Annotated in this window: 21 protein-coding genes; 5 read left to right on the top strand and 16 right to left on the bottom strand. The window is 56.7% G+C overall.

Annotation, left to right across the window (positions count from 1 at the left end):
• From KUC_RS07585 to KUC_RS07570, 4 genes are read right to left on the bottom strand one after another with little or no spacing between them, the layout of a single operon-like run.
• Complete coding sequence (locus tag KUC_RS07585) at window positions 1–1,959, bottom strand: bifunctional 5-dehydro-2-deoxygluconokinase/5-dehydro-2-deoxyphosphogluconate aldolase (RefSeq protein WP_007112577.1); 1,959 nt, start codon at window positions 1,957–1,959, stop codon at window positions 1–3.
• A 29-nt stretch (window positions 1,960–1,988) separates the two neighbouring features.
• The gene (locus KUC_RS07580) at window positions 1,989–2,885 is read right to left on the bottom strand and encodes an ATP-binding cassette domain-containing protein (RefSeq protein ID WP_040479854.1); all 897 of its coding nucleotides are present in this window, start codon (window positions 2,883–2,885) and stop codon (window positions 1,989–1,991) included.
• A gap of 1 nt (window position 2,886) precedes the next feature.
• Window positions 2,887–4,017 carry an ABC transporter permease gene (locus tag KUC_RS07575; protein WP_040479851.1) on the bottom strand — a complete coding sequence of 377 codons (1,131 nt, stop codon included), beginning with the start codon at window positions 4,015–4,017 and terminating at the stop codon, window positions 2,887–2,889.
• 55 nt (window positions 4,018–4,072) lie between these two features.
• A complete protein-coding gene (locus KUC_RS07570; RefSeq protein ID WP_040479848.1) occupies window positions 4,073–5,023 on the bottom strand; it encodes a sugar ABC transporter substrate-binding protein in 951 nt (316 codons plus the stop codon).
• Window positions 5,024–5,248: 225 nt separating this feature from the next.
• Here KUC_RS07570 and KUC_RS07565 point away from each other — a divergent pair, with 225 nt between their 5' ends.
• The 4 genes from KUC_RS07565 to KUC_RS07550 all read left to right on the top strand — a co-directional run bounded on the left by KUC_RS07565 (window position 5,249) and on the right by KUC_RS07550 (window position 8,869).
• Window positions 5,249–6,112 carry a MurR/RpiR family transcriptional regulator gene (locus KUC_RS07565; protein ID WP_007112573.1) on the top strand — a complete coding sequence of 288 codons (864 nt, stop codon included), beginning with the start codon at window positions 5,249–5,251 and terminating at the stop codon, window positions 6,110–6,112.
• Window positions 6,113–6,153: 41 nt separating this feature from the next.
• Complete coding sequence (gene iolG / locus KUC_RS07560; RefSeq protein ID WP_007112572.1) at window positions 6,154–7,149, top strand: inositol 2-dehydrogenase; 996 nt, start codon at window positions 6,154–6,156, stop codon at window positions 7,147–7,149.
• Window positions 7,150–7,223: 74 nt separating this feature from the next.
• Entirely contained in the window at window positions 7,224–8,027 is an 804-nt protein-coding gene (gene iolB, locus KUC_RS07555; protein ID WP_007112571.1) for a 5-deoxy-glucuronate isomerase, read from the top strand.
• 98 nt (window positions 8,028–8,125) lie between these two features.
• Window positions 8,126–8,869 carry a sulfite exporter TauE/SafE family protein gene (locus KUC_RS07550; protein WP_040479846.1) on the top strand — a complete coding sequence of 248 codons (744 nt, stop codon included), beginning with the start codon at window positions 8,126–8,128 and terminating at the stop codon, window positions 8,867–8,869.
• An 11-nt stretch (window positions 8,870–8,880) separates the two neighbouring features.
• On the opposite strand, the gene KUC_RS07545 is transcribed toward KUC_RS07550, so the two are convergent.
• The 9 genes from KUC_RS07545 to KUC_RS07505 all read right to left on the bottom strand — a co-directional run bounded on the left by KUC_RS07545 (window position 8,881) and on the right by KUC_RS07505 (window position 20,184).
• Window positions 8,881–9,774, bottom strand: coding sequence for an EamA family transporter (locus KUC_RS07545; protein ID WP_007112569.1), 894 nt, complete (start codon window positions 9,772–9,774; stop codon window positions 8,881–8,883).
• A complete protein-coding gene (gene phnX / locus KUC_RS07540) occupies window positions 9,771–10,589 on the bottom strand; it encodes a phosphonoacetaldehyde hydrolase (protein WP_007112568.1) in 819 nt (272 codons plus the stop codon). The genes KUC_RS07545 and phnX overlap by 4 nt, the downstream gene beginning before the upstream one ends.
• On the bottom strand, window positions 10,589–11,737 hold the full coding sequence (locus KUC_RS07535) for a 2-aminoethylphosphonate--pyruvate transaminase (RefSeq protein WP_007112567.1): 1,149 nt from the start codon (window positions 11,735–11,737) through the stop codon (window positions 10,589–10,591). The genes phnX and KUC_RS07535 overlap by 1 nt, the downstream gene beginning before the upstream one ends.
• A 227-nt stretch (window positions 11,738–11,964) precedes the next feature.
• Window positions 11,965–13,656: a putative 2-aminoethylphosphonate ABC transporter permease subunit gene (locus KUC_RS07530; RefSeq protein WP_007112566.1), complete on the bottom strand. Its 1,692-nt coding sequence runs from the start codon at window positions 13,654–13,656 to the stop codon at window positions 11,965–11,967.
• Window positions 13,653–14,777, bottom strand: coding sequence for a putative 2-aminoethylphosphonate ABC transporter ATP-binding protein (locus tag KUC_RS07525; protein WP_007112565.1), 1,125 nt, complete (start codon window positions 14,775–14,777; stop codon window positions 13,653–13,655). Before KUC_RS07525 ends, KUC_RS07530 begins: the two co-directional genes overlap by 4 nt.
• A 54-nt stretch (window positions 14,778–14,831) precedes the next feature.
• Complete coding sequence (locus KUC_RS07520) at window positions 14,832–15,881, bottom strand: putative 2-aminoethylphosphonate ABC transporter substrate-binding protein (RefSeq protein WP_007112564.1); 1,050 nt, start codon at window positions 15,879–15,881, stop codon at window positions 14,832–14,834.
• A gap of 119 nt (window positions 15,882–16,000) precedes the next feature.
• Window positions 16,001–16,711 carry a UTRA domain-containing protein gene (locus tag KUC_RS07515; RefSeq protein WP_007112563.1) on the bottom strand — a complete coding sequence of 237 codons (711 nt, stop codon included), beginning with the start codon at window positions 16,709–16,711 and terminating at the stop codon, window positions 16,001–16,003.
• Window positions 16,704–17,429, bottom strand: a complete 726-nt coding sequence (locus tag KUC_RS07510; RefSeq protein WP_007112562.1) for an HAD family hydrolase — start codon at window positions 17,427–17,429, stop codon at window positions 16,704–16,706. Before KUC_RS07510 ends, KUC_RS07515 begins: the two co-directional genes overlap by 8 nt.
• A gap of 79 nt (window positions 17,430–17,508) precedes the next feature.
• Window positions 17,509–20,184 (bottom strand): bifunctional diguanylate cyclase/phosphodiesterase, encoded by a 2,676-nt coding sequence (locus KUC_RS07505; protein ID WP_040479843.1) that lies wholly within the window; start codon window positions 20,182–20,184, stop codon window positions 17,509–17,511.
• A 197-nt stretch (window positions 20,185–20,381) separates the two neighbouring features.
• Here KUC_RS07505 and KUC_RS07500 point away from each other — a divergent pair, with 197 nt between their 5' ends.
• Entirely contained in the window at window positions 20,382–21,464 is a 1,083-nt protein-coding gene (locus KUC_RS07500) for an HDOD domain-containing protein (RefSeq protein WP_244264758.1), read from the top strand.
• Between the two features lie 90 nt (window positions 21,465–21,554).
• Here the strand turns inward: KUC_RS07500 and KUC_RS07495 are convergent, their stop codons facing one another.
• The 3 genes from KUC_RS07495 to KUC_RS07485 all read right to left on the bottom strand — a co-directional run bounded on the left by KUC_RS07495 (window position 21,555) and on the right by KUC_RS07485 (window position 24,620).
• On the bottom strand, window positions 21,555–22,859 hold the full coding sequence (locus tag KUC_RS07495) for a TRAP transporter large permease (protein WP_040479840.1): 1,305 nt from the start codon (window positions 22,857–22,859) through the stop codon (window positions 21,555–21,557).
• 122 nt (window positions 22,860–22,981) lie between these two features.
• The gene (locus KUC_RS07490) at window positions 22,982–23,545 is read right to left on the bottom strand and encodes a TRAP transporter small permease (RefSeq protein ID WP_007112558.1); all 564 of its coding nucleotides are present in this window, start codon (window positions 23,543–23,545) and stop codon (window positions 22,982–22,984) included.
• A gap of 91 nt (window positions 23,546–23,636) precedes the next feature.
• A complete protein-coding gene (locus KUC_RS07485; RefSeq protein ID WP_007112557.1) occupies window positions 23,637–24,620 on the bottom strand; it encodes a TRAP transporter substrate-binding protein in 984 nt (327 codons plus the stop codon).
• Between the last annotated feature and the right edge of the window lie 79 nt (window positions 24,621–24,699).

The raw sequence follows: 24,699 nt of genomic DNA, 5'->3' as shown, positions 1-24,699 counted from the left end.
TTACGCCTCCTCGGTGTGGGTCAGCGTTTGCGGCTGCACCTGCCTTAATTGCCGCCACGCCTTTATCAGGTCGGCATAGTTTTGGGCGACCCGCTCTACCAAGCTGGTATCATCGATATGCCCCGCCAGCCAATCACGACTGGCGCTGGCAAATAACGTGCGTCCAACGGTGAACCCTTTGCAGCAGGCATGATTGGCTGCTGCTTGAAAGCCGCGCTTCATATCGTCCATGGGCGCGTCTAGCCCAAGCAGTACGACGCCACGACAGTAGGCATCTTCCCGCTCAATGGTCTCGCCCACCGCCTGCCAGGCGGCGTCTGACATGGCGGGAAGCTTCCACCAGTCGGGGCGAATGCCCAGGTTGTAGAGGCGCTGAAGGCTGCGCGGCAGCGTCGTGTCGTCGCTGGGCAAACTAGCGGGCGGGATAACTTCAACGAGCAACTCCAGACCGTAGGCACAGGCCGCCGCATAGACCTGACGCAGACGCTCCTCCTGCTCTAGGCGCAGAGAAATGTCATCGTCAGGGTGGTAGAACACCAGGCACTTGATAATGTGTTCACGTGGCCAAAGGCGCAGACGAGCGCCCAGATCATCGCCATGCTGGAAGCGCAGCGGACGTGACCCCGGCAATTCCACCGGGCGGCCAATCCACCAGCCTTTGCCGCTGGCTTGGTTGAGCGCGTCCTGACCCAACACGTCATCGATGAGAATCGCAGGGGTGGTAATGCCGCCCAGTTTGGCGCCCTCTTCGGCAGCCGAAACCAATAGCTTCTTGAGCTTAGGCAGTCGCGCGCTGTCGGCATGCGCTTGGCGGGCCATATCGGTCAGTTGGCTGCGATGGTCAAACGCCAGTCCCAACACTTCAGGCCACTGAGCAGGCACTCGGGTGGTGACCCGGTGCAAATGATTTAGGCGTTGATCGATATCCGGACGGGGTACTTCGTCGCGGCGCGCCAGGTAATCAAATAACTCGTCTTCAGTGGGCATGGCGGGGGCACAGCCGTGGCGTGACACCACCAGCGCCCCGCAGGCGTTGGCGTACCCGGCGCTGGTTTGCCACGGCTCATTGCGTAACCAGCCACGCAGCAACCCGCTCATAAAGGCATCACCGGCGCCCAGCACATTAAGCACTTCAACCTGCACGCCCTTGACCAAAATACCGTCTTCGATGCGTGAAGGAATGGCGCCTTCAAACACCACACAGCCCATGGGGCCCAGCTTGCAAACCAAAGTAGCCTCGCTAACCTCACGCACTGCGCGCAGGGCCGCCAAAGTGTTCGTACTGCCGCCGGCTATATGAAACTCTTCTTCGGTGCCCACAATCAGGTCGAAATCGGGTAGCCAGCGCTGTAGGTCGGTGGTCACTTTATCATCGGCGATAAAGCGGGTTTCGCCATCGCCGGGATTGGTCAGCCCCCACAGCACGGGGCGGTAGTCGATATCCAGCACCCGCTTCACGCCATAATGAGCGGCGGCGTCCAGCGCCTTGCGACACGCCCGGCGGGTGGTATCGGTAGACAGGTGCGTACCGGTAATCGCCAGGGCTTTTGCCCGGGCAATAAATTCAGGATCGATAGCGTCGGCATCGATGGCCATATCGGCGCAGTCGCGACGGTAAAACAGCAGCGGAAAGCTTTCGCGGTCTTTCAACGCCAACAGCACCAGGCCCGTGTGGCGCTCGGGGTCGGTTTGTAGCGCAGTAGTATCTACCCCTACCCGCTCCAGCTCTTCGCGCACGAAGTTACCCATCTGCTCATCGCCGACCCGCGAGAGCATGGCGGATTTCAGCCCTAACCGCGCAGTACCGTAGGCCATATTGCCCGAGCTGCCACCCAGGTACTTGGCAAAGCTGGCCACATCTTCTAAACGGCTGCCAATCTGCTCGGCGTAAAGATCGACCGCCACCCGCCCCATGCAAATCAGGTCAAGCGGTCGGTGTTGCATACTGTTATTGCGCATAAATCCTCCCCACGGCACTGTACTTATACTTAATAGCCGCCTGCTAAACGTTTTTCGGCAGACTCATCGACATTCCCGCCATCGGCCTTTGGAGTGGGCTGGTCGGCAGCAGCGCTATTGGCTTTTTTTTCGCGGTCGCTGCGCTGAAACTCAGCGAGTTCTGCATCCAAACTCTCCAGTTCAGCACCACCAGCCATCATGTTGAGCACTTCTTCGCGGGTAACTTCTTCTTTACGGAAGGAGCCCAGGCTACCGCCACGTGATAGAAGGGTGAACGCATCGGCCACCGGGAAGGCATGGTGAACGTTGTGGGTAATAAAGATGACCGCCAACCCATCGGCCCGCGCCTTGGCGATATAGCGCAGCACTACAGAGGCCTGCTTGACCCCGAGGGCGGACGTTGGCTCATCCAGAATCAGCACTTTGGCGCCAAAATAGACCGCCCGGGCAATCGCTACGCACTGACGCTCACCACCGGAAAGCGTGCCCACCGGCTGACTTGGATCGCGCACATCAATGCCGATTTTGGACATTTCCTGCTTGGCAATGCGGTCGGCGTATTTCCAATCGATACGCTTAAACGGCCCCCAACCCACCGTCGGTTCGCGACCCATAAAGAAGTTCCGGGTAATCGACATCAACGGCACCATCGCCAAGTCCTGAAAAACCGTCGCGATACCCGCGTCTAGCGCGTAAGCCGGTGACTTGAAGCGGGCGGGTTCTCCATCCAGCAGCATCTCGCCATGGGTGGGCTGATGAACCCCGGAGAGGGTTTTGATCAGCGTTGACTTGCCCGCGCCGTTATCCCCCAACAGGCACATCACTTCGCCGGCATAGACCTGCATCGAGATATCGCTTAAGGCGATCACACTGCCGAAGTGCTTGCTGACGCTGCGCATTTCGATCATTGGCGTTTGAGTTGTCATGTTACTTGGCCTCCATCGCCTTCTTGCGCATGTAATTGTTGAACAGCACGGCCACCAGCAGCATCATGCCCAGGAAGACCTGGAACCAGTCAGTGTTAACACCGGTGTAGAAGATACCCATTTGCACCATGCCAAAGATCAGCGCACCCAGCGCTGCACCAATGGCAGACCCATAGCCACCGGTCAGCAAAGCGCCGCCAATCACCACTGCGATAATGGCCTCCAGCTCTTTTAACAAGCCGCGAATGGTGTCCGCTGAACCGGTATCCATGACCTGAATGCAGGCAAAGATGGTGGCGGAGAAAGCGGTAAACATGAAAAGCGAAATCTTGACGCGGTGGACAGGCACGCCCGAGTTACGTGCAGCGTTGGCGTCGCCGCCGCTAGCGAAAATCCAGTTGCCATAGGGCGTGCACAGCAGTACCCAGGTTGCCACGGCGGTTAACCCCAACCACCAGACGATTGAGACCGGAATGCCTGAAACCACGGGGTTGCCCGCGAAGTTAGTGCCGATCCAGCCTTGCGTGGCCATCCAGGAGAACAGGCCCGTGGCTACCTCGCCTGAGAATAGTGCCGCGAACCAATCGCCAGGAATATGCTCTTGTACGCCCCCGACCTGAGTACGCCCTGTCAACAACCGGCTGACACCAATCGCCAGTCCACGCAGAATAAACAGAAAACCCAGGGTAACGATAAACGACGGCAACCCCGTTTTATTAACCAGGTTACCGTTAATCCAGCCCACTAACCCGGCACAAGCGAATGCCAATAAAATAGCGGCCCATAGTGGCCAGCCATACTCCACGGCAGGAATGGCGATCAGGATGCCAGCGAGGCCAATCATCGACCCAATCGACAGATCAAACTCACCGCCGATCATCAGCAGCGCAGCCGCCGTGGCGATAATGCCCAGTTGTGCGGCGACTTCGAGGAAATTAATAATACCCGCGGGGGTAAACATCCCGGTGCCGCTGGAGGCGGCGATAAAGAAGGCAAGCACCAGCACGGTACCGGCCAGCGCCCCCAACTCAGGGCGATTTAATGCTTTCTTCCAGAACGATACTCTCTGGATCCGTTCGTCTTTATCAGCCGCTGCTGGCGCAGCCGATGGGTTAGTCTCATTGGAACTCATGGCGCTCGACTCCCAAGGCTCGGCAGCGCCGAGCCTTTTCCGATTTAGGTTGTTATCAACGGATGCCCTGGCTACTCAGCTCAATAACCTGCGCAGCATTTTCTTGCGTAACAAATCCCGGACCGGTAGCAACATCCCCTGCGGGCAACAGTCCATTCTTAGCGAACTGATCCAGGAACATGACGGGCAAGTAACCCTGCATGTACTGCTGTTGGTCGATCGCAAAGTCCAAGTCGCCCGCATCAAGCGCTTCTAGAATGCCCGGTGAGAGATCAAAGGTACCCAGAGTGAATGCGTCGGTAGCACCTTGCTCACGCATAGCCTTAATCATTGGATCTGCCGCCAGCGCGCCCAGCGTTAACACACCGCGAACGTCGCTGTTCTGGTTGAGATAAGCCACGATAGCGTTGCGAATATTGGTGGGGTCGTAGGTGGTCGCCAACTGATCAGCGTTGCCATCAAAGCCGTCGACAAAGCCATCACAGCGCTGGTCAAGGCCCTGGTTGCCCTGTTCATGGTTGACGCAAACGCCTTTCTCAACACCCATCTCTTGCATACGCTCGGCGGCCTGCTTACCCGCCTCGTACTCACTCTGCCCAATGTGCAAACGAGCGCCATAATCTTTTGATACATCGCCACCGGAATTGATGGTGATGACTGGGATGCCGTTATCGACCGCATCTTGCACAACGCTGCCCAGGGCATTTTCGTCGGTGAAAGAGAGGATCAAACCGTCTGGTTGAGACGCTATCGCCGCCTGGACGAGTTGCTGCATTTTGGCCATATCAAAGGTGGAAGGTGCGCGGTACTCGAGCTCCGCGCCGACGAGATCAGCGGCGGCCTCGGCTCCGTTCTTCACTACTGACCAGAAAGGATCAGAGGGAACGCCATGGGTCACCATGACGAAGCGGCTCGCTTCTTGTTCCGGTTCCTGTGCTTGTGCGGCACCTGCCATTAATGCCGTGGTGGCGGCGGAGGCTAGAAGCCATTGAGATAGACGTGCCATAAATAATTCCTCATAACTTTATCGTTGTTGGTAGGGAAGTGGCATTAAATGCCTTGGCGATATGAAATATAGATTCCAAACAGAAAAACTAGCAAATTATTTATTCTATACTTTGGTATAAATGGAATATTTATTCCAAACGGCTAGACTACATATCAACCAGCCACGTTGCTTATTAGTTAATGAGTCAATGAGTGGTACATGAGTTAACGCTAAGGAATTTGTATGCCACAGCCACCACAAAGCTACCGCGAGCTGGAAACGCTGATCACCGCCGAGTACGCCACGCTAAGCAAACGCTTGCAGCAAACCGCGCGTTTTGTGCTTGATCACCCTCAGGAAGTCGCTTTGGCCACCGTGGCAAAAATTGCCGAGCAGGCGGATGTAACTCCCTCCACCTTGATTCGCCTGGCCAATAGCTTGGGTTTTAAGGGTTTTTCCGAAATGCAGCAGCTGTTTCGTAGTCGCTTGGTTGATGAGTTGCCCAATTACACAGAGCGAATTCGCGCAGTGCGCAGCGCCACCGGGGAAACCCCAGATAGCACCCAGCTGTTGTGGGAGTTCGCCGATGCTAATCGCGCTGTTTTAGAACAGCTGCCTAGCCGCATTAATCCAGAGAGCCTAGAAAAGGCGCTGGATATTTTTGAGCAGGCCCACGCTATCCATGTGATGGGCGCAAGGCGAAGCTTCATGGTCGCCAGCTATATGACCTATGCCTTGGCCCATGTGGATAAACCCGCTCTACTGGTCAATGGGTTGGGTGGGATGTACGGCGAGCAGCTGCGCGCTATGAGCCAACACGACGCCCTACTGACCATCAGCTTCTCCCCCTATGCCGAAGAAAGCCAAAAAGCCTGCGAAGATGCCCATCAGCGCGGCTTGCCGATTGTGGTGATTACCGACTCGACCCTCAGCCCACTGGCCCGTTTCGCCGACGTGGTGTTTGTGGTCAACGAAGCCGAGGTAAAAAGCTTCCGCAGTTTGACCGCATCGCTCTGCCTGACCCAGACCTTGGCAATTGCCCTAGGGGTGCGGCAAGACAAAACACGTGACAAAGAAAAGGACCACGACAAAAAACGTAATGCCTAACGCCCAAACAAGCCAACACCAACAACAAAACAGGAGAGCCTATGAAACTCGCACTTATCGGCGCTGGACGCATCGGCAAGGTGCACGCCCAGGCCATTCACTCACACCCGAACGTTACCTTGGCCGCCGTAGCCGATTTTCATCAGCCTGCCGCAGAAGCCCTCGCCGAGCAGTACGCAAGCCGCGCGGTCAGTGTCGATGATATTTTCGCCGACGACACCATTGATGCAGTGCTGATTGCCTCCAGCACGCCCACCCACGCGGAATATCTGGAACGCGCGGCACGTGCGGGCAAGGCGATTCTATGCGAGAAGCCTATCGCCCTGGATTTAGCCCGCACTCGCGATGCCCTGCAGGTGCTCAGCGAACATCCGGTGACCTGCGCGCTAGGCTTTAACCGTCGCCACGATCCTCAGTTTGCAGCGCTTAAACGGGCCATTACCCAAGGGCGTATTGGGGCACTGGAAACCCTGACCATTATTAGCCGCGACCCCTCACCCCCGCCTGCCGAGTATGTGGGTGATTCTGGTGGCTTGTTCCGCGACATGATGATTCATGACCTAGACATGGCACGCTGGCTGCTGGATGAACCCATCGAAAGCGTGTTTGCCGTCGGCAGTAGCATCATCGACCCTGCGATTGGCGAAGCAGGGGACGTGGATACCGCCATGGTTACTCTCACCACGGCCAGTGGCAAACTTTGCCAAATCAGCAACTCACGGCGCGCCAGCTACGGCTACGACCAGCGTATCGAAGCCTTTGGCAGCCAAGGCATGCTACAGGCGCAAAACGAGTCTGATACCCGGCTACGCTTTACCGGCGAGGCAGGGCAAGTGGAAGAGAAACCCAAGTGGTTCTTTTTAGAGCGTTATGCAGAGGCATATCGATTTGAGATTGGCGATTTTGTCGATGCTTGGCGCGAAAAGCGTGCCCCTCTGGCAGGCGCCCAGGATGGCTTGGAAGCATTGCGCCTAGCCGACGCAGCGGAGCGCTCGCTACGCGAAGGGCGCAAAATCCTGCTCGATGCTTCGGTTTAAGCAGCCACGTAAGGTTTTATTTTCAAGACGTTTGGCTGACAAGATCGTCGCCGAACCGTTAGGAGGAGCGAAGAATGACTTCACTACTGGTACGCCCCGCCACCCCGGATGCACAAGGCACCGTGATTGATGTTACCCCCGCCTCTGCTGGCTGGACGCATGTCGGCTTTCGGGTACATAAACTCGCCAAGGGCCAGCGCTTGGAGGCCAGCAGCGATGATCAGGAAGTCTGCCTGGTGCTGCTCACTGGCCGCGCCAATGTGGCCTGCGGTGAGCATCGCTTTGATGATATCGGCAAGCGTATGGATATCTTTGAGCAGATTCCGCCCTACGCGGTTTACTTACCCAATGGGGTTAGCTACGCGGTGGAAGCCACCACCGATCTTGAGCTGGCCGTGTGCGCGGCCCCAGGGCATGGCAATCATGCGCCACGCTTGATTGCACCTGACAACATCAAGCAGAGCACCCGCGGCCAGGGCACCAATACCCGCCATATTCACGATATTTTGCCCGAAACCGAGGCTGCCGATAGCCTGCTGGTGGTCGAAGTATTCACCCCTGCAGGCAACTGGTCGAGCTACCCGCCGCATAAACACGATGCGGATAACTTACCCCACGAGTCGCAGTTGGAAGAGACCTACTACCACCGCATTAACCCCGCCCAAGGCTTTGCCTTTCAGCGCGTCTACACCGATGACCGCAGCCTGGATGAGACCATGGCAGTGGAAAATGGCTGCTGCGTACTGGTTCCCAAGGGCTATCACCCCGTTGGCGCCGCCCACGGCTACTCGCTTTATTACTTAAATGTGATGGCAGGCCCCAAACGGGTATGGAAATTCCACAACGACCCTGATCATGAATGGTTAATGAACGCTTGATGGCGCAACGCTTCGCCCGCTAACATTTATCTAATGTTATGATTTGCAGCCCCGCACCCGCGGGGCTTTTTATTGGCGCTAATTTCCGAGAGAGCCCCATGCTCCCCGACTACTCTGTCATCGCTTGGCTATTAATCATTTTTTCCGTTTACCTCACCGGCGTTTCAAAAGGCGGTTTTGCGGGGGGCTTTGGCACGCTTTCGGTGCCGCTGATGGCGCTGGCGATCAGCCCGGCCCAGGCGGCAGGCCTGCTGCTACCGCTACTGCTGGTGATGGACGTATTTGCCGTAAAAGCCTGGTGGGGGAAGCAGTCAGCCGCGGAGGTGTGGCGCTTTGTGCCGGGCTTATTCATTGGCGTGGCGGTGGGTACGCTGCTGTTTGACACCCTAAGCGAGCAGGGCTTGCGCCTGACACTGGGCATCATCACCTTGCTGTTCGCCGCTTACATGCTGCTGAAACCCGTTGCCAAGAAGCCCATTTCCACCCGCTGGGCGCTACCCGCAGCAAGCGTGTGCGGGTTTACCAGCTTTATAGCCCATGCGGGCGCGCCGCCGCTGAACGTTTACCTGCTGCCGCGCAAACTGTCGAAAGAGACCTTTATCGCCACCTGCGCGGTGTCGTTCGCAGTAGTCAACGTGATCAAGTTAGCGCCCTATATGTGGCTTGGCGAGATCAACGTCACCAGCGCCTGGGCCTCGCTGCTGCTGGTGCCCATCGCCTGGATTGGCGTGCGCAACGGCCTATGGCTGCAAAGCCGTGTAAACGAAGCGCTGTTTTACCGTTTGGTGATTTTCGCCATGTTCTTGGTCGGTTTTAATCTGATTTGGCAGGCGTTGGGTTAGATGGCGCTAAGCTATAACACCACCAGCACCAGCCCTACTAGCATGACTAGCGTACCAATGGCCTTTGCCCTGGAGGCTGACTCCTTGAGCCATAGCACGCCCATCAATACCCCCACCGGAATTGACAGCTGGCGCAGCGCCACTACGTAACTCACCTCCTCGGTGAGCGCCATGGCGATTAATACCAGACCGTAAGTACAGGTCATCATCAACCCGGTAACGACCAGCATGGTAAGCCCCTGTTGGTGAAGCGCAGGCAGGCGCCGGCGCTCTGCCGGTAGCAGCGCCAGCAGGGGTATCGCCCAGGTGAGCGTCATCAGCGCTTGCAGCACCATAAACACCGCCCCCGCGGTTAACCCGCTATGCCCTGCCCTCTGCATCAGGCCCAGCGCTTGCTTATCGATCAGCGAGTAACCCACCGTGCCTACCGCGGCCAGCAGCGCAAATCCCATGGCAGGCGTTAGATAGGTAGAAAACCTACGCGCCTGAGGGTGGCTAAGCGGTAGGCAAAGCGCACCTGCCACCACCAGCACCATGCCGAGGCCATCCCAGCGATCCAGCACCCGGCTGCCCAAGAGCGCAATGGATACCAGTGGCACCAGCACCACCGGCAGCGCCCGGGCAATGGGGTAAAGCACGCTAACGTCACCGCGGGAATAGGCCCAGGCCAGGCCGCCCATATAGAGCATTTGGCATAACCCCGAAAGCGCCAACCAGCCCCAGAATGCACCCGGTAGTGCCGCTAATGACGGCCCAAGCAACACCAGCGGCAACATTACCGCTCCACCCGCACCGTAGGCCAGGGCAAAAGACGCCAACGACGGCGCGTTGCGCTTGCCCAGCACATTCCAACCAGCGTGCATACATACCGAGACCAGCACCAGCGCAAGCGCGACTGGACTCAAGGTCGCTCCCCGAGGCGGAGGCGGATATTAATGTCATCTATCACCCCAGGCAGCTCGGCAATGGTCTCAATGCAGTAGTGTGGCTTTGCAGGGGCAAATTGAGCGGCGACTCGCGCATGGGCGGCACGCCGCTCGGTATCACTGAGTGCTTGGTACTGTTTGTGCGTCAGTCCTAGCGCATTGCCTGAGCAGGTAAGCGCGACCGTCCACATCCCCGCGCTGCGCCCTTCAAGAATGCCCGGCGTGGTGTCGTCGATTTTTACGCAGGCAGCCACATCGCTGACACCTAGGGCAATCACATTAGCCAACGCCTGGGCAGGATGCGGGCGGCCGTTAGGTACGTCATCAGTCGCCACCACGTGATCCACCTGTAAGCCGTTATCAGCGGCCAGGGCGATGACTTTCTCCATCACCACCGCTGGGTAGCCGGAACAGGAGCCGATTTTCAGTCCCTGGGCGCGCAGCGTCGCCAAGGTGTCGAGAGCGCCAGGAATCACTGCCGAGTGGTCGGCAATCTTGGCGATTTGCAGCGGCATAAAGCGCTCGTAAAGCGCCGTGACATCGGCATCAGAAGGTGCGTGGCCAACCGCCTGAACAAAGCGATCAGCGATCTCCGGCTGATGGCATAGGGTACGAATATGATCCCATTTACCCATTCCCATGGGGCCGCGCGCTTCTTCCAAGCTAATCGCCACGCCCAGTTCAGCAAAGGCTTCGACAAAGATCTGGGTCGGCGCAAAGGAGCCAAAGTCGACCAACGTGCCGGCCCAATCACAGATAACCGCTTGTAAGCATTGAGGAGAGTGATACTGCATTAGGCGCTCCCTGATGGTGAAGATAGGTCAGCAATGAGAGAAACATCCATATCCGCTAGCACGTCTTGAATGGCGTTTAACAGTTGCGCGATCACCGTCGTGCCTAACTGACCAATGCAGCCGATGCGAAAACTCTCCACTTCGGTCAACTTGCCGGGGTAGATCAAAAACCCGCGCGCCTTTAGCGCCGCGTAGAAGCTGTGAAACTCAAACGCTGGGTCAGTGGGGCTTAAGAAGGTGGTGATGATCGGCGATAGCCATTCGTCTTCCAACAGGGTGCTGAAGCCTAGCGCCCGCATGCCTTTTACCAACGCATCACGATTGCGGGTATAGCGCGCGCAGCGCCCCGGCACGCCACCCTCTTCCCGGTGCTGGGCAAGCGCTGCCTGAAAGGCCACCACGGTATGCGTGGGCGGCGTAAAGCGCCATTGGCCGGTGCGTTCCATATATTCCCATTGGGCGTGCAGATCCAGACTCAACGAGTGAGCGCGCCCCTTACCTGCCTCAAGCAGCGCCTGGCGAATAATCACAAAGCCAAAACCCGGCACACCTTCGATGCACTTATTGGCAGAAGAAACCAGCACGTCAATGGGTGTTTGCGCAAGGCTGATGGGGATGCCGCCAAAAGAACTCATGGCATCGACGATGAGCGTTTTTCCCTGGGTGCGCACCACGTCAGCGATGGCGTCTAGCGGGTTCAAAATGCCCGAGCTGGTTTCGCAGTGCACCAGAAATACCGAGGTAATCGCTGGGTCTTGCTGCAGCCGTGCTGCGACTTCATCAGCCTGTGGCGGCCGGTAGTCGCCTTTATCCAGCGTGGTATAAGCGCGACCCATGGTAGCGAGCAGTTGCGCCGCGCGCTTGCCGTAGGCACCGTTCATCAGCACCAGCACTTTGCCGCTGGGATCTGTTGCGCAGGCCAGGGCACTCTCAACCGCAAAGGTACCGCTGCCCTGCATAGGCACACAGGCGTACTCGTCGCTTGGCGCCTCGGCCATGGCAAGTAACTGGGTGCGAATGTCGGCCGTTACCTGATTAAAGTCGTCATCCCAGGAGCCCCAGTCGCGCAGCATGGCGGCTTTAGTGGCACGGGACGTCGTCAGCGGCCCAGGGGTTAATAGATAGGGCTCTTCAATATGATCGTTCATTTTGGTCTATACCAGATTTTTTTAACCACTTTAACTGCAAGCACGGCGGCGGTCTAGATGCCGCTAGGAGCCTGTCCGGCTTGGCCGATCGTCGCGAGAAGCACGGATTTTGAGTCAAATTTATCGATCGATTGAGGCGAATAGCGCGCTATTTAACGAAATCGATCGAATAAAGTTGGCCATAATACCGGGATTCGCAGTAGATCAGTGTTAAGTCGGACAGGCTCCTAGGCCATGCGCCAGCGCTGGGCGTTGTTTAACAACACATGGGTAAGCGCGGTATGCAGCAACTTCACCACTAGCGAGGTCAGGAAAATCAGCACCGCCATGGCCGCCGCGCTGGCGAAGTAACCGGCTTCATCCAGATGGAGAACCGCCACCGAAGCCAGCCGCGTGTCGCTGTTGTAGAGAAACACCACCGCGGACACCGTGGTCATCGCATTGACGAACAGGTACACCGATATATCCAGTACCGCGGGCAGCGATACCGGTAGCGTCACGCGGCAAAAGGTCGTCCAAAACGGTACTTTGAGTGACGCCCCCACCGCTTCAAACTCGGGGTCGAGCTGTTTAAGCGCGGTGACCGAGGTGAGATGGCACACGGTGTAGAAGTGAATCAGGGTATTAAGCACCAGAATCATCAGCGTGCCGTATAGCCAGTTAAACGGGTTGCCCGCCTGATTGAAGAAGAAAATATAGGCAAGCCCCAGCACCATGCCGGGCACCGCCATGGGCAGCATGGCCATAAAGTGCAGCCCTTGGCGCAGCGGGCGGTAGCCTTCGCTCTTTTCGATCAGCCAGGCGTTAAAGAAGATCACTAAGGTACCCACCACGGCCACGCTAAAAGCGAGTTTGAGCGAGTTAAACCACGCTCCCCAGCCGCCATCGGCCATGCCTTGGAAGGTGTAGTGCACAAAGGTGATCGATAAGTTGTAGGGCCAGAACTGCACCAGCGAGGCGTACATCGCGGTGCCGATCACCAACACAATGGCCCCGGCCACCGCGTAGCAAAGTAGTGTAAAGACCCAATCCCGCAGCGGGCTGGGGGTAGGCTGCCATGGCACCGCCCGGGCCGAGAGCTGGGCCACCTGGCGGCGCTGTATCCAGCGGTCAACGATAAACGAGAGCACTGCAGGTAACAGCAGAATCACGCTGACCACCGCGCCCATCTGAAAGTTCTGCTGGCCGACGACCTGGCGGTAGACATCGGTGGCCAACACGCTGAACTGACCGCCGATAATTTTTGGCACGCCAAAGTCGGTGATCGCCAGGGTAAATACCACAAACAGGCAGGAAATCAGCCCGTAGCGCACACCGGGCAATGTAATAGTCAAAAACGTACGCCATTTGGGGGTGCCCAGCGCTTCGGCCGCTTCGTAGAGCCGCGCATCGCTGTTGGTTAGCGCGGTGGTCAGCAACATCAGCGCGTGGGGAAATATCCAGAAGCTCATGCCCATTACGATGCCAATCGGCCCATAAATCGAGTGGCCTGCCAGTACGTCGCGCAGAAACCCTTGGTTGCCGAACAGGTAAACCAGACTAATGGCGGGCAGTAATGACGGCGCCAGAATGGGCAGAATCGCCAGCATGCGAAACAGCCGCTTGCCCGGCATGCAGGTGCGGGTAATCCCGTAGGCGCATACAAACGCCAAGCCGACCACCACTACGGTGGTCATCAGCGCCACCCGCAACGAGTTGACAATCGAATTGACCAGCGCGGGGGTTTGAAAATACTGAACAAAGTTGGCCAGGCCTATAAAGTCGCCGGCGCGGTCTTGCAGGCTTTTAACCAGCATGGCCACCAGCGGAAACAGCAGGCCCACCACCAGCAAGGCGACGCCAGCGAGTAACGCTAACAAACGGATCAGCGACTCTAGCGACGGCTTGGTCGCCGACATTGTAAAGGTCTTAGCCATCATTGCTGGCTACTCCCTGCGGGGTATAGGCGGGCGGCCTCCGCGGGTAGATGAATCGATAGCATCTGCCCCACAAACAGGTCGAGGTCACTACTATCCCGGCTGGGCACATCGGCGATAATCGTTTGATCGGCTTCCGTTAGGCGCAGGGTAACCCGCTGAAATGGGCCCAAAAACTCGATGCCAACTACCTCGCCTTTCAGCGCTCCCGCTTCACGGCTAAGGGCCACGGCCTCCGGGCGGATGGCCAACTGGGCTGCTTGGCCCAATTTCAGGGTATGCGGCAGGCAGGCGCAAGGCGTGGTACCCAATAGCGCTCGGTTATTGCCTTGTGCGGTCACTTCCAGAAAGTTCATGCTGCCAATAAACGAGGCCACAAAGGCGCTGGCAGGCTGGTGGTAGATCTGGGCCGGGGTGCCCACTTGCTCGATCACGCCGTGGTTCATCACCACGATGCGGTCGGCCATGGTCAGCGCCTCTTCCTGGTCGTGGGTGACCATAATGGTGGTTACGCCCAGGCGCGCCTGGAGGGCTTTGATCTGGCTCCGCAAGTGCCCGCGTACCCGGGCATCCAGCGCCGAGAGAGGTTCATCCAGTAGTAACAAGCCTGGCTCGGTGGCCAGCGCCCGCGCCAGCGCAACACGTTGCTGCTGACCACCAGACAGCGCCGCCGGATACTTGTCTTCGCTGCCGGTCAGGTTCACCAGGGCGAGCAGTTCGGCGACCCGCTTGTCGATACGCGCTCGGTCATCTCGACGGTTGCGCAGCCCATAGGCGATATTGTTAAACACCGTCAGGTTGGGAAACAGCGCGTAGGACTGGAACACAATGCCGAAGTCCCTCGCTTGGGTGGGCAGCCGGGAAATATCCTTGTCACGCTGAATCAGCGTGCCCGACGTTTGCTGGGTTAGCCCTGCAATGGTACGCAGCAGGGTGGTTTTGCCGCAGCCGGAGGGGCCCAAAAAGCAGACAAACTCACCTTCGTTAATGGCCAGAGAAATGTTGTCCAGCGCGGTAAAAGTACCAAAACACTTGGTCACCGCTTCAATGCGCAAATGGGGCGTTGTGGGGGTCATCACCGCTGGCGAGTCAGCCGCCAGCAGCGACGTCATGGTGGTGTGCATAACATCTCCAAGCCCCGGCGCATGGGCCGGGGCATCTGATCGCGAATCCGCCGTTTATTGTTCGGTTTTACCGTCGTAGCGACGCTGCCACTCGGCCAGTACGCGCTCGCGGTTTACGGCCGCCCACTTGAAGTCGGCATCGATCATGCGCTCGGTGATGTCTACAGGGTAGTTGTCGATGGGCTGGGCCACGCCTGGATAAGCCACCACCGCATAGCCTTCGTTATACAGCTCGTTGGCTTCCCGTGAGATCGACCAATCCAGCAGCGTTTGCGCTGCTTCTTGCTTGTCGGTACCGGCCACCATCGCGGAAGCTTCCATATCCCAGCCTAGGCCCTCTTCAGGAAACACGACCTCAATAGGCGCGCCCTGTGACTTCAAGCGGGCACCACGGAACGCAAATGACACGCCCACCACGGTTTCACCGGTAGCGGCCAGGCTGCAGGGCGCGGAGCCCGAATGGGTGTAGCGGGCGATATTGTCATGCAGGCGATCCATATAGTCCCAGCCCTGCTCTTCGCCCCAAAGCTGCAGCCAACTGGCCACATCCAGGTAACCAGTGCCCGACGAGTTGGGGTTAGGCATAATCACATGGCCTTCAAATTCAGGCTTAGTCAGGTCTTCCCAGGAGGTCGGCATCGGTACGCCCTGGCGCTCGCCCTCAATGGTGTTGTAGCAGATTGCCGCGACCCAGGCGTCCATGCCCACCCAAGCCGGGTCTTCACCATCACGATAGGCCGCATCGACAAATTTCGGGTCGAGGTTTTCAACACCTGCAGGGGCGTAGCGCTCCAGCATGCCCTCGTCTTCCAGCACCAGCAGGCTGGTGGCGGCCAGGCCCCAAATCACATCAGCCTGGGGGTTATCTTTTTCGGCCAGCAGGCGGGCGGTTATCACCCCGGTGGAGTCACGCACCCAGTTAATCTCGATATCCGGATGAGCCGCGTTAAAGCGTTCAGCGTATTTTTGCAGGTCATCCGACTCAACGGCGGTATACACGGTTAATTCAGTGGCCTGGGCATTGGCAGCAAGCACCGTTGAGGCAAGCGCAACGGCAACAGAGCCTGCTAGCAAGGTGGAGGGGAATAAACGGCGCGTGATCATGAGGGTGGTCTCCTGGCTGATTGGTATAGACCAGAAGTTTGCCGTGGTTAAATGACACCGCGATGACGCTTGTTTGACCGTTTTTTTAAGCGATGATGATCGCCTTGAAGCAATCGCTGCTAGCGCTGCCCCGAAAGCTCCACACTGATGCAAAGAGAATCGTGCAGCCAGTGCTCTTCGTCATACTCAATGGGGCGCTGCTGGTCGTCAAAAATGGCACGATTAATATTTAAACCGGCAGTGCCCGGCGCGACGGATAGCTCTTCGGCATCCAAAGGCGACAGCGCTTCCGACACCATGCGAATAGAGCGGTTAGCCAAATAGTGCCCCCAGCGCTCGCGCAACAGTCCCCACAGAGACTGCCCGGCGTAGATATCCAGCAACTCGGGCGCGCGCTCGGGCACCACCCACAGCGACTCCACCAGCACCGCGCGGTCATCCACGTAGCGGCGGCGGCGAATATGCTGAAACGGCTGGTCATCCGGTAGCCCCAGCGCCCGAGCGGCAGGCGGGTGAACGCGACTTTCCAGCTTCAACACGGCGGTACGTGGCTGCCGCCCCTGGGCGCGCACATAGTCGTTAAAGCCCGCGTCACGGGTGGGGTCGTAGATTAACCGGGCGGGGGAAATAAACCAGCCACGCCGGTTGCTGCGGTGGATCAGGCCCTCCCCCTCCAACTGAGAAAGTGCTTGGCGCAGGGTGACGCGGGTGGTGGCAAAGCGTTCGGCCAATGGCCGCTCGGCGGGGAGTTTGCCTTTCCACTGGGCGGCATTTTGGTCGATCAAGGTGCGTAGCTGTTCGGTTAACTGTAAATAGTAGGCATCAGACATGCGCCGATTTTCCTGGCAAAGCGTTAGGCGACGAAGCGCTTGGGGGCGTTCGCCAGTCTAAGCGCCGCCACCCTTCAACGCTAGCCACCTCGGCCAGTACCGGGTCTGGGTTAACTGCCACGGGGCAATCGACATATTGCAGTAACGGTAAATCATTGCGGGAGTCTGAGTAGAAGGTGGTGTGGCTGGGGGTGATCTGCTGCTCGGCCAGCCACTGTTTCAGACGCAGCACCTTGCCGCCGCGATAGGAAAAAATACCCTCGCTGCCACCGGTATAGCGCGGGTCTTCATTAATGCCGTGCTCCACGCTGAGCTCCACCGCCAGCACGTGCTCAATGCCCAGAGTGGTCGCAATTGGCTCGACCAGGTGACGCGACGAAGCAGAAATCAGCACCAGCGTATCGCCTGCCTGGCGATGCGCTTCCAGGCAGGCCCAGGCCTGATCAAAAATACGCGGCTGCAGATGGGTAGCGACAAAGCGCTCGACCTCTTTCTGTACATCTTTTACCCGGCGCCCACGCAGCGGCGCCAGGGTCATGGCTAAGTACTCTTCCAGCTTTAACTTACCCGCGTGATAGGCCTGGTGCATTTGCGCCGCCCGCGCCATGAAGGCGTCGGCATCGCTGATCCAACCTTGCTCTATCATCCATAAATTCCAGCGGTCGCTGCAGTCTCCATCCAGAAGGGTATCGTCAAGATCAAACAGGGCCAGGCGCATGGGACACTCCTTTCATCGCGGGTTGGCGGCGCGTAGAGTATGCCAAAGGTGATGACAAGACGATGACGATGATAAGGACTTAAGGTGCTAGCCACCGCGCCGCAAACTCATCCGCCGGTAATGGGCGGCCGAACCAGTAGCCTTGCGCTTCATTGCAGCCCATTTCGGCAAGCAAACGAGCTTGCTCCTGGGTTTCGACCCCTTCTGCCACGGTCTTCATTTCTAACGCCTGCGCCATGGCGATGATGGTTTGCACGATAGTGCGGTCATTTTTGTTTTCGAGCATTTCGCGGACAAAAGAGATATCGATTTTCAGCGCGTCAGCGGCAAAGCGCCGTAAATAGGAGAGTGAGGAGTAGCCGGTACCAAAATCGTCAATGGAGAGTGAATAACCTGCCTGGCGCATGGTGTGAGTAATGTTGACGGCTTGGTCGGGGTCGCGCATAAAGTCGCTTTCGGTAAGTTCCAGGGCGATAGCACTTGGAGGAACGCCGCTAGTGAGTTGTGCAATGTGGCTGGACAGTTCTGGGTCGGCAAACTGTTGGGCGGAAATATTGATAGACAGCCTGCCTGGCAACCCTCCCCCAGGCTGGTTACGCCAGGTGATTAACTGTTTGGCGGACTTCTCCAACACCCAGTCCCCCAGGGCGCGGATCAAGCCGCGTTCTTCGGCCAGGGGAATAAACTCACAGGGGCTCACCCAGCCCCACTCGGCGTCATACCAGCGGCACAGGGCTTCAGCACCGGTCAACCGACCGCTGGTAAGGTTCACCTGGGGCTGAAAGTAGAGTTCTAACTGATGCTCTGTGATAGCAGTGCTGAGTCGCTCGGTCATACGCTGGCGTCGCTGCAGCGCGTGACGCATCGTTTGGGTGTAGGGACAGATGCTTTTTTCGCGCCGCTTGGCGTGGTGGAGGGCGATGCTAGCGGCATTAAATAGTTCGCTCGCTTCGGTCACATCCTGCGGGTAATGGGCAAAACCGATGCTGACATCAAGGTGAAAAACACGCCGCTCCAGATGAAGCGGTGGCTTCACTACTAAGCGTAGCTGCTCGACTAGGTTGCCTATGTCACTGGGGGTGGCATCGGCCACTAGCAGGGCAAACTCATCACCTGATAAACGCGCCAGCGAACCATAGGAGCGGCTAATCTGCGCTAAACGCTCCGCCACCGTCACCAGCAGTTGATCCCCCACTTGGTGGCCGTGAAGGTCATTGACCTCTTTAAAACGGCGGATATCCAATAACAGCAGCGAAAGCCCACGTTCGCCTTGATGGGCCTCTTTCCACATCTGCGCTAGCAACTCCATAAAACGGATTCGGTTAGGTAAACCGGTGGTGCTGTCGGTATAGGCCAGTTGGTGCATGTGACGATGGTCGCGACGGCGCTCAAGCTCTGCCGCAGCACCGGTCGAAAGGATTTGCAGCACAGAGGTGGCAAACGCATTGGTGGTCAGCGGCTGGCGGTAAAACACCATCATCACGCCAATGGCATCTCCGTTGGCATTATCCAAACGCCGCCCAATCCATGCCCTTGTTGGTAGCAATGTACCTGGCAATAGCAGCGGTGGGCCATTATGCATGACCGCTTCACGCTCCAGCACCACCTGCTCGCTGGGCGAGCCTCGCAGTGCAAAGGAGTACTGTTCACGCTGAGCCCCTTCAACCACCATGCTGACAGTAGTTGCCTGCCCATAGACGTTTTCATCGCCCTGGGGTGAGGTATGCAGCAGCGCAATAAAGCCTGCGTCGGCTTCCAACACCTTAACCAAGGTAGCAATCAACTGTTGAAAATAACCATCCCCAACCTGAGTGGTGACCGTAGAAGCCACCTGAACCACGGCGTTTTGCACCCGCTGCGATTCTTGCTGGTCGGTCACATCAGAGATAAAGCCTTCTAAGCATACAATCTCACCCGCCTCATCCAAGACGGCCTGTCCCTGCTCCCACATCCAACGGTAACCGCCGTCGCGGTGATGCAATGGGTAGATCACGCGGTAAGGCCGTTTGTTGGCAATGGCCGACTGTACCTCGTGAAAGATCTTGTCCTGATAATTAGGATGAATCAGAGCCGCGAAGCTGGTCAGCCGATTATCCTGCAACTCGTCAGGCCGATACCCAGTTAGCGTTTCGACCCCTTGGCTCACCAGTTGCATGGTCCAATCGCGGTCATTCAGACAGCGATAAGCCATCCCCGGCAGGTGGTCGAGCAGCGTATTCAAGCGGCGCTCGCTTTCCCTTACGACCGCTTCGCTTTCTCTTAGTGCCTGCTCCGCCTTTTGTCGACCTAGCTCCGCCCCCGCCTGGGCGGCGGCGACTTGCAGTATTTCATTAGCTAACTCGCCCATCTGCATGGGGGAGTTTTTGAGTACCGCTAGCAGGCCAATCAGCGCGCCATCCGCCGCATAGAGCGCCCGCCCCAAATAGCTCTCGGCCCCCAGCTCATAAAGCAGTTTATCGTCAGGAAAGCGTGATTGAACATCACGAGCATAAAGGCAGCACTCGCGCCCAAACGCAGTCTCGCAAGGAGTGCCGGCCAGCGGATAAGTTATATTGCCGAGTAAGTTCCCATCTGACCAGACAGCTAACGTTTCAGCTTGGTGCAACTGGGTAACATCAGCCACTAGCACATGATCAACGCCGAGTATCGCCGCTAAGCGCTCCACCATCGTTTCATAAAAGCGGGGGCTCCCACTGTGCCCTACACCTTCTGCCAACTGGCGGAATATATCGGCCGCGTCATTCTTCATGTGCATTGTTGCGCTCACTTTTTTTAATTCTGGAGCAGTTGGGGCGGCTGCCACTAACCTCATAAAGTATATATAGCGACCCACAAAGCATAAACCGTTCTTTTCCAACTATAACAACGTCAACACTAGCAGGGTATATGGTAAAATTAGGACATCACCTCATGATGGCTGGCAGCTACGCTACAAAGGGCGCAGGAGATAACGTGACTAGAACATCGAAAAAAGATGAAGCGCTATACCTAATGCTAACTGAAGCACTGCCTGGTTTTCTGATCAGCGACTTCCTCAAGTGCCAACGCTTACCTTCGCTTCCCTCAATCGCATTACGCATCCTCAGGTTAACGCAATCTTCAAAAGCGACAATCAACGATGTTGCCGACACCATTGAACATGACCCAGCATTAACCGCTCGGTTAATATCTCTTGCAAATAGTGTTCACCATACTCGCTCGGCCAATTCGACACAGACGTGCCTTGAGGCCGTCCAGCGTTTAGGACTCGATGCCGCGTTAACGGTGGTGTTGAGCTTCAACCTTTTTCAGCACTCCAGTAAGGGGCCGCAGCATACACATATTTGGCGGCGGTCTATTATGTCTGCGTTAATAGCGCGCCAGCTTGCCGAGCAAGCGTGCCCTAAACAGGCAGGCCATGCTTTTACGGCATCACTGTTGCAGGATATTGGTATATTGGCGCTGAGCGCGACTTACCCTGAACAAGTAGACGAACTATACATTGATAGCGCTATTCCACATGCTCACCTTATTGAAGAAGAGCAGCGTTACTTTGGTTGTGACCACACCGTTATTGGGGCTTGGCTAGCAGCTAAATGGGGTATCCCATCGGCGATGGTAAACTCCATACGCTTTAGCCATGCCGGTTTTACAAGCGAGAGTTTGATGGAAATGTGTGTGCGAATATCCGGCCCCACGGCGGATGCCTGCCTTTCAAGCGCACCAGAAGAGCAATTTGCCGCCCTCATAGTCGATTTAAGCGCAACAGCCGGCGTGCCTTCTTTCTCATTTAAAAGCGTTCTACAAGAAGTTCAGCCAAAAATGGAGTTGATCGCCAAAACACTGATGATAGACCCCCCCGCGGCTATCGACCCCAAAGAACTGCTTGAAAATGCTCAGCAACTCTTGCTGAACCATACGCTCGTACTCAATAGCCGTAGAGAAGCGCAATTCAAAGCACTCACGATGCTACGCAAAGGGTATGGCGCCCCAGGCGAGTTCAACAAAGACATTGCGTTCAAAAAACTCAGCACCCAATCCCGCTCTAAACCCTAAATCTCTGGCCAGAACATGCATGTCATCAAGCGCTCCGGCCAGAGCGTTTTTGCCTCATTGATCGTAAAGACACTTTCTTTTATAAGCGCCTTAGCGCGTCATTGCCTCCGGTAGGTAAAGGGCAATGCCAGGGAAGATATGCATGAAGGCAATAGCCAATAGCATCAGCAGGAAAAACGGCAGCGTAGCCTTGGTAATGGTCAGAATGTCTTTACCGGTTAGCCCCTGGATAACGAACAGGTTGAAGCCCACCGGCGGTGTGATTTGCGACATTTCAACGACCACAACTAGGTAAATACCAAACCAAATCAGATCGAAACCGGCGGCGCTCACCAGCGGCATGATAATCGCGGTGACTAGCAGGATCAGAGAGATGCCGTCGAGAAAGCAGCCCATCACCAGCAGTAGCAAGGTGAGCGCAATCAGCAGCATCGTCGGTGAAAGCCCCATCTCGCCAATCGCAGTTGCTAGCTTCATCGGTACCTGGGTAAAGCCCATGGCCGAGGTCAAAAACGAAGCCCCGGCAATAATAAAAGCGATCATGCAGGCGGTACGCACGGCGGCAAACAGCGAGCTTTTAAAAATGTCGCGATCAAAGTGACCGTTAAAGCGCGCAATCACAATCGACAGCACCACACCGACCGCCGCGGCCTCGGTAGGCGACGCTAGCCCGCCATAGATCGAAAAGATAATCCCGCCGATCAGTAGCAGAATAGGCACCAGTGACCAGGTATTGCGCAGCTTTTCAGCAAAGCTCATGCCGGATTCATCTTCGCCGGTAAGCCCTTCGCGGTTGCCCTTAAGCAACGCCCACAAAATGAGATAACTCATGAACATCGCCAGGATCATCAGTCCCGGGCCGATACCGGCCATAAACAGCCTGGAGATCGACTGCTCGGTGACCACCCCGTAGACTATCAGCACGATGGAGGGCGGAATCAAAAGCCCCAAGGTGGAAGCGCTGGCCAGGGTACCAATCGCCATATTGCTGTCGTAGCCCCGCCGCTCAAGTTCCGGCAGAGTCATTTTACCCACCGTGGCACAAGTGGCGGCCGAAGAGCCGCATACCGCTGCAAACATGCCGCTGCCAATAATATTGGTATGCAGTAAACGCCCTGGCAGACGGTTTAACCAGGGTGACAGGCCACGAAACATATTGTCAGCAAGCCCGGAGCGAAACAGAATTTCACCCATCCAGATAAACATGGGCAACGCGGTGAGGTCCCAACCGTAGCTGGCGCCCCAAAAATCTGAGGCTAGGATAGACCCCGGTGAGAATGAGCTGAAGAATTCTAATGCTATCCAGGCAGTACCGATCAGCGCGAAAGCGATCCACACCCCACTCCCCAGCAGCAACACGAGAGTAAATATAGTGGCGAGACTTAGTAGCAGCACGAGGATCTCTCCAGTTTAAAAGACAACGGCGGCGCTAACAGTGACAAAGTTAAAAATAACTTAATTAACAATGAATTAGCTAGCATAGATGCACTAAACATAGACATAGCTGACGTCGCCATTTAGTGACCCTCGCTTTCATCTGGGGCAGTCGCTTCGCGGAAGCTCGCAGGATCGCGAATGGCAATCCGTAGCACCATAAACAGGGCTTCAGCCAGCGCCAAACACAGCAGCCCTACGCTGGTCGCGAGTACAAGCTGAGGAATCCAGAGCGGAATCGACACAAATCCTGAAGACACATCGTTGTATTGCAGGCTCTCTCTCGCCAACCCAATTAGGCCGTAACTGAGCATTAGACTGATCGCCAGGGCAATGATGAGGCAAAACACTTCAAACCACACACGGATTGCCGGTGGCAGTCGGGTTATCAACAGCGTCACTCGAATGTGGGCGTGATGCACAAAGGTGTAGGCCAGTCCCAGAAAGGTCGCCCCCACTAATAGGTAAGAAGCAATTTCCGAAACGCCGGTAATACTCAGGCCCAGGCGACCCAAGCCAACCAGCACTAACAGGGCATCTAACAAACGGAAGGTCACCTGGAGCGCTATCAGCGCGCAAATGGCCACCATGCATGCCGCCGCCCCCCAAGCACCCAGGCGATAGAGCTTGTCGAATTTAAACGTCATGTTCGCAGCCTCACGAAGCACTTAGAAAAAGCGTGCGGGAAACGCAGCGGCAACGTTGTCACCACCGCTGCAAGAGACATCAAAACGGAGCTTAGCTGTCGCGCTGCTCGCGGTAAGTTTCCAGCGCCTGCTTGGCTTCGTCATCGGCACGTGACTGCCAATCTTCAAACAGCTGATCACCCGCCGCCTGAAGCGCTTCAGAAATAGCGTCGTTAGGCTCAGACACTGAAATGCCGTTCTCTTGCAAAACAGCCAAGCTGGCATCGTTATCTTCGCGGCTCATTTCCCAACCCCGCTTTTCAGCCTCAGCGGCGGCTTCCATCAGGGCCTCCTGGGTTGCTTCATCCAGGCCATCAAAACTACGTTGGCTGATGAAAACGATATTTTTAGGCAACCACAGATTAGCGTTGGTGTAATCGGTAACATAATCCCACGCCGCCATGGAGTTCCCCGTAGAGCTTGAGGTGATCATGGCATCTACACGTCCGGTGCTGAAGGCAGTGGGGATATCGGACTCTTCGGTTTCGGTGGGGCTGCCGCCCAGATTATTCACAAAGCGCTGGGTATTGATGTTGGGTGCACGAACGCGCAAGCCTTCAAACTGTTCGGGGTCGGTGAGGGGCTCAGAGGTATAGATACCTTGTGCAGGCCAAGCAACAGCATAAAGAGGGATCAACCCTTCATAGGCAAAAAGCTCAGTGATCATCGGTTTGGTGGCCTCCCACAGTGAGTAGGCATCATCGTAGCTGCCTGCCACACCCGGCAGAGTATCCACTTCGAAAATAGGATCATCATTGGAGAGAACAGAGAGGAATACTTCACCCGCATCAATAGTGCCACGGCGAACCGACGGCTTGATTTCACCATGAGAAACCAGCGAGCCACCGCTATGCACGGTAATGGTCAACTCACCATTGGTGGCTTCAGCCACATCTTCGGCGAACTGCTTGTTGTTCTGGGTATGAAAGCTAGCATCGCCGTAGGGCGTGGCCATGGTCCATTCCGCGGCGTGAGCTGTCACCGTTAAGCCGCAGGCTGTCGCCAGTAGCAATGTGGAAGTTAGTGTTTTGCGCATCGTGAGTACCCTCTTGTTCATTTTAATAGTGTGTTACTTCGGTGGATGGGGATAGGCTTGGCAGCGCTTTAAGACCACA

The sequence above is a fragment of the Vreelandella boliviensis LC1 genome (assembly GCF_000236035.1).
GTDB classification, from domain to species: domain Bacteria; phylum Pseudomonadota; class Gammaproteobacteria; order Pseudomonadales; family Halomonadaceae; genus Vreelandella; species Vreelandella boliviensis.
The sequence above is the reverse complement of the archived record's forward strand: the minus strand, read 5'-3'. Positions and strand labels throughout refer to the sequence as shown.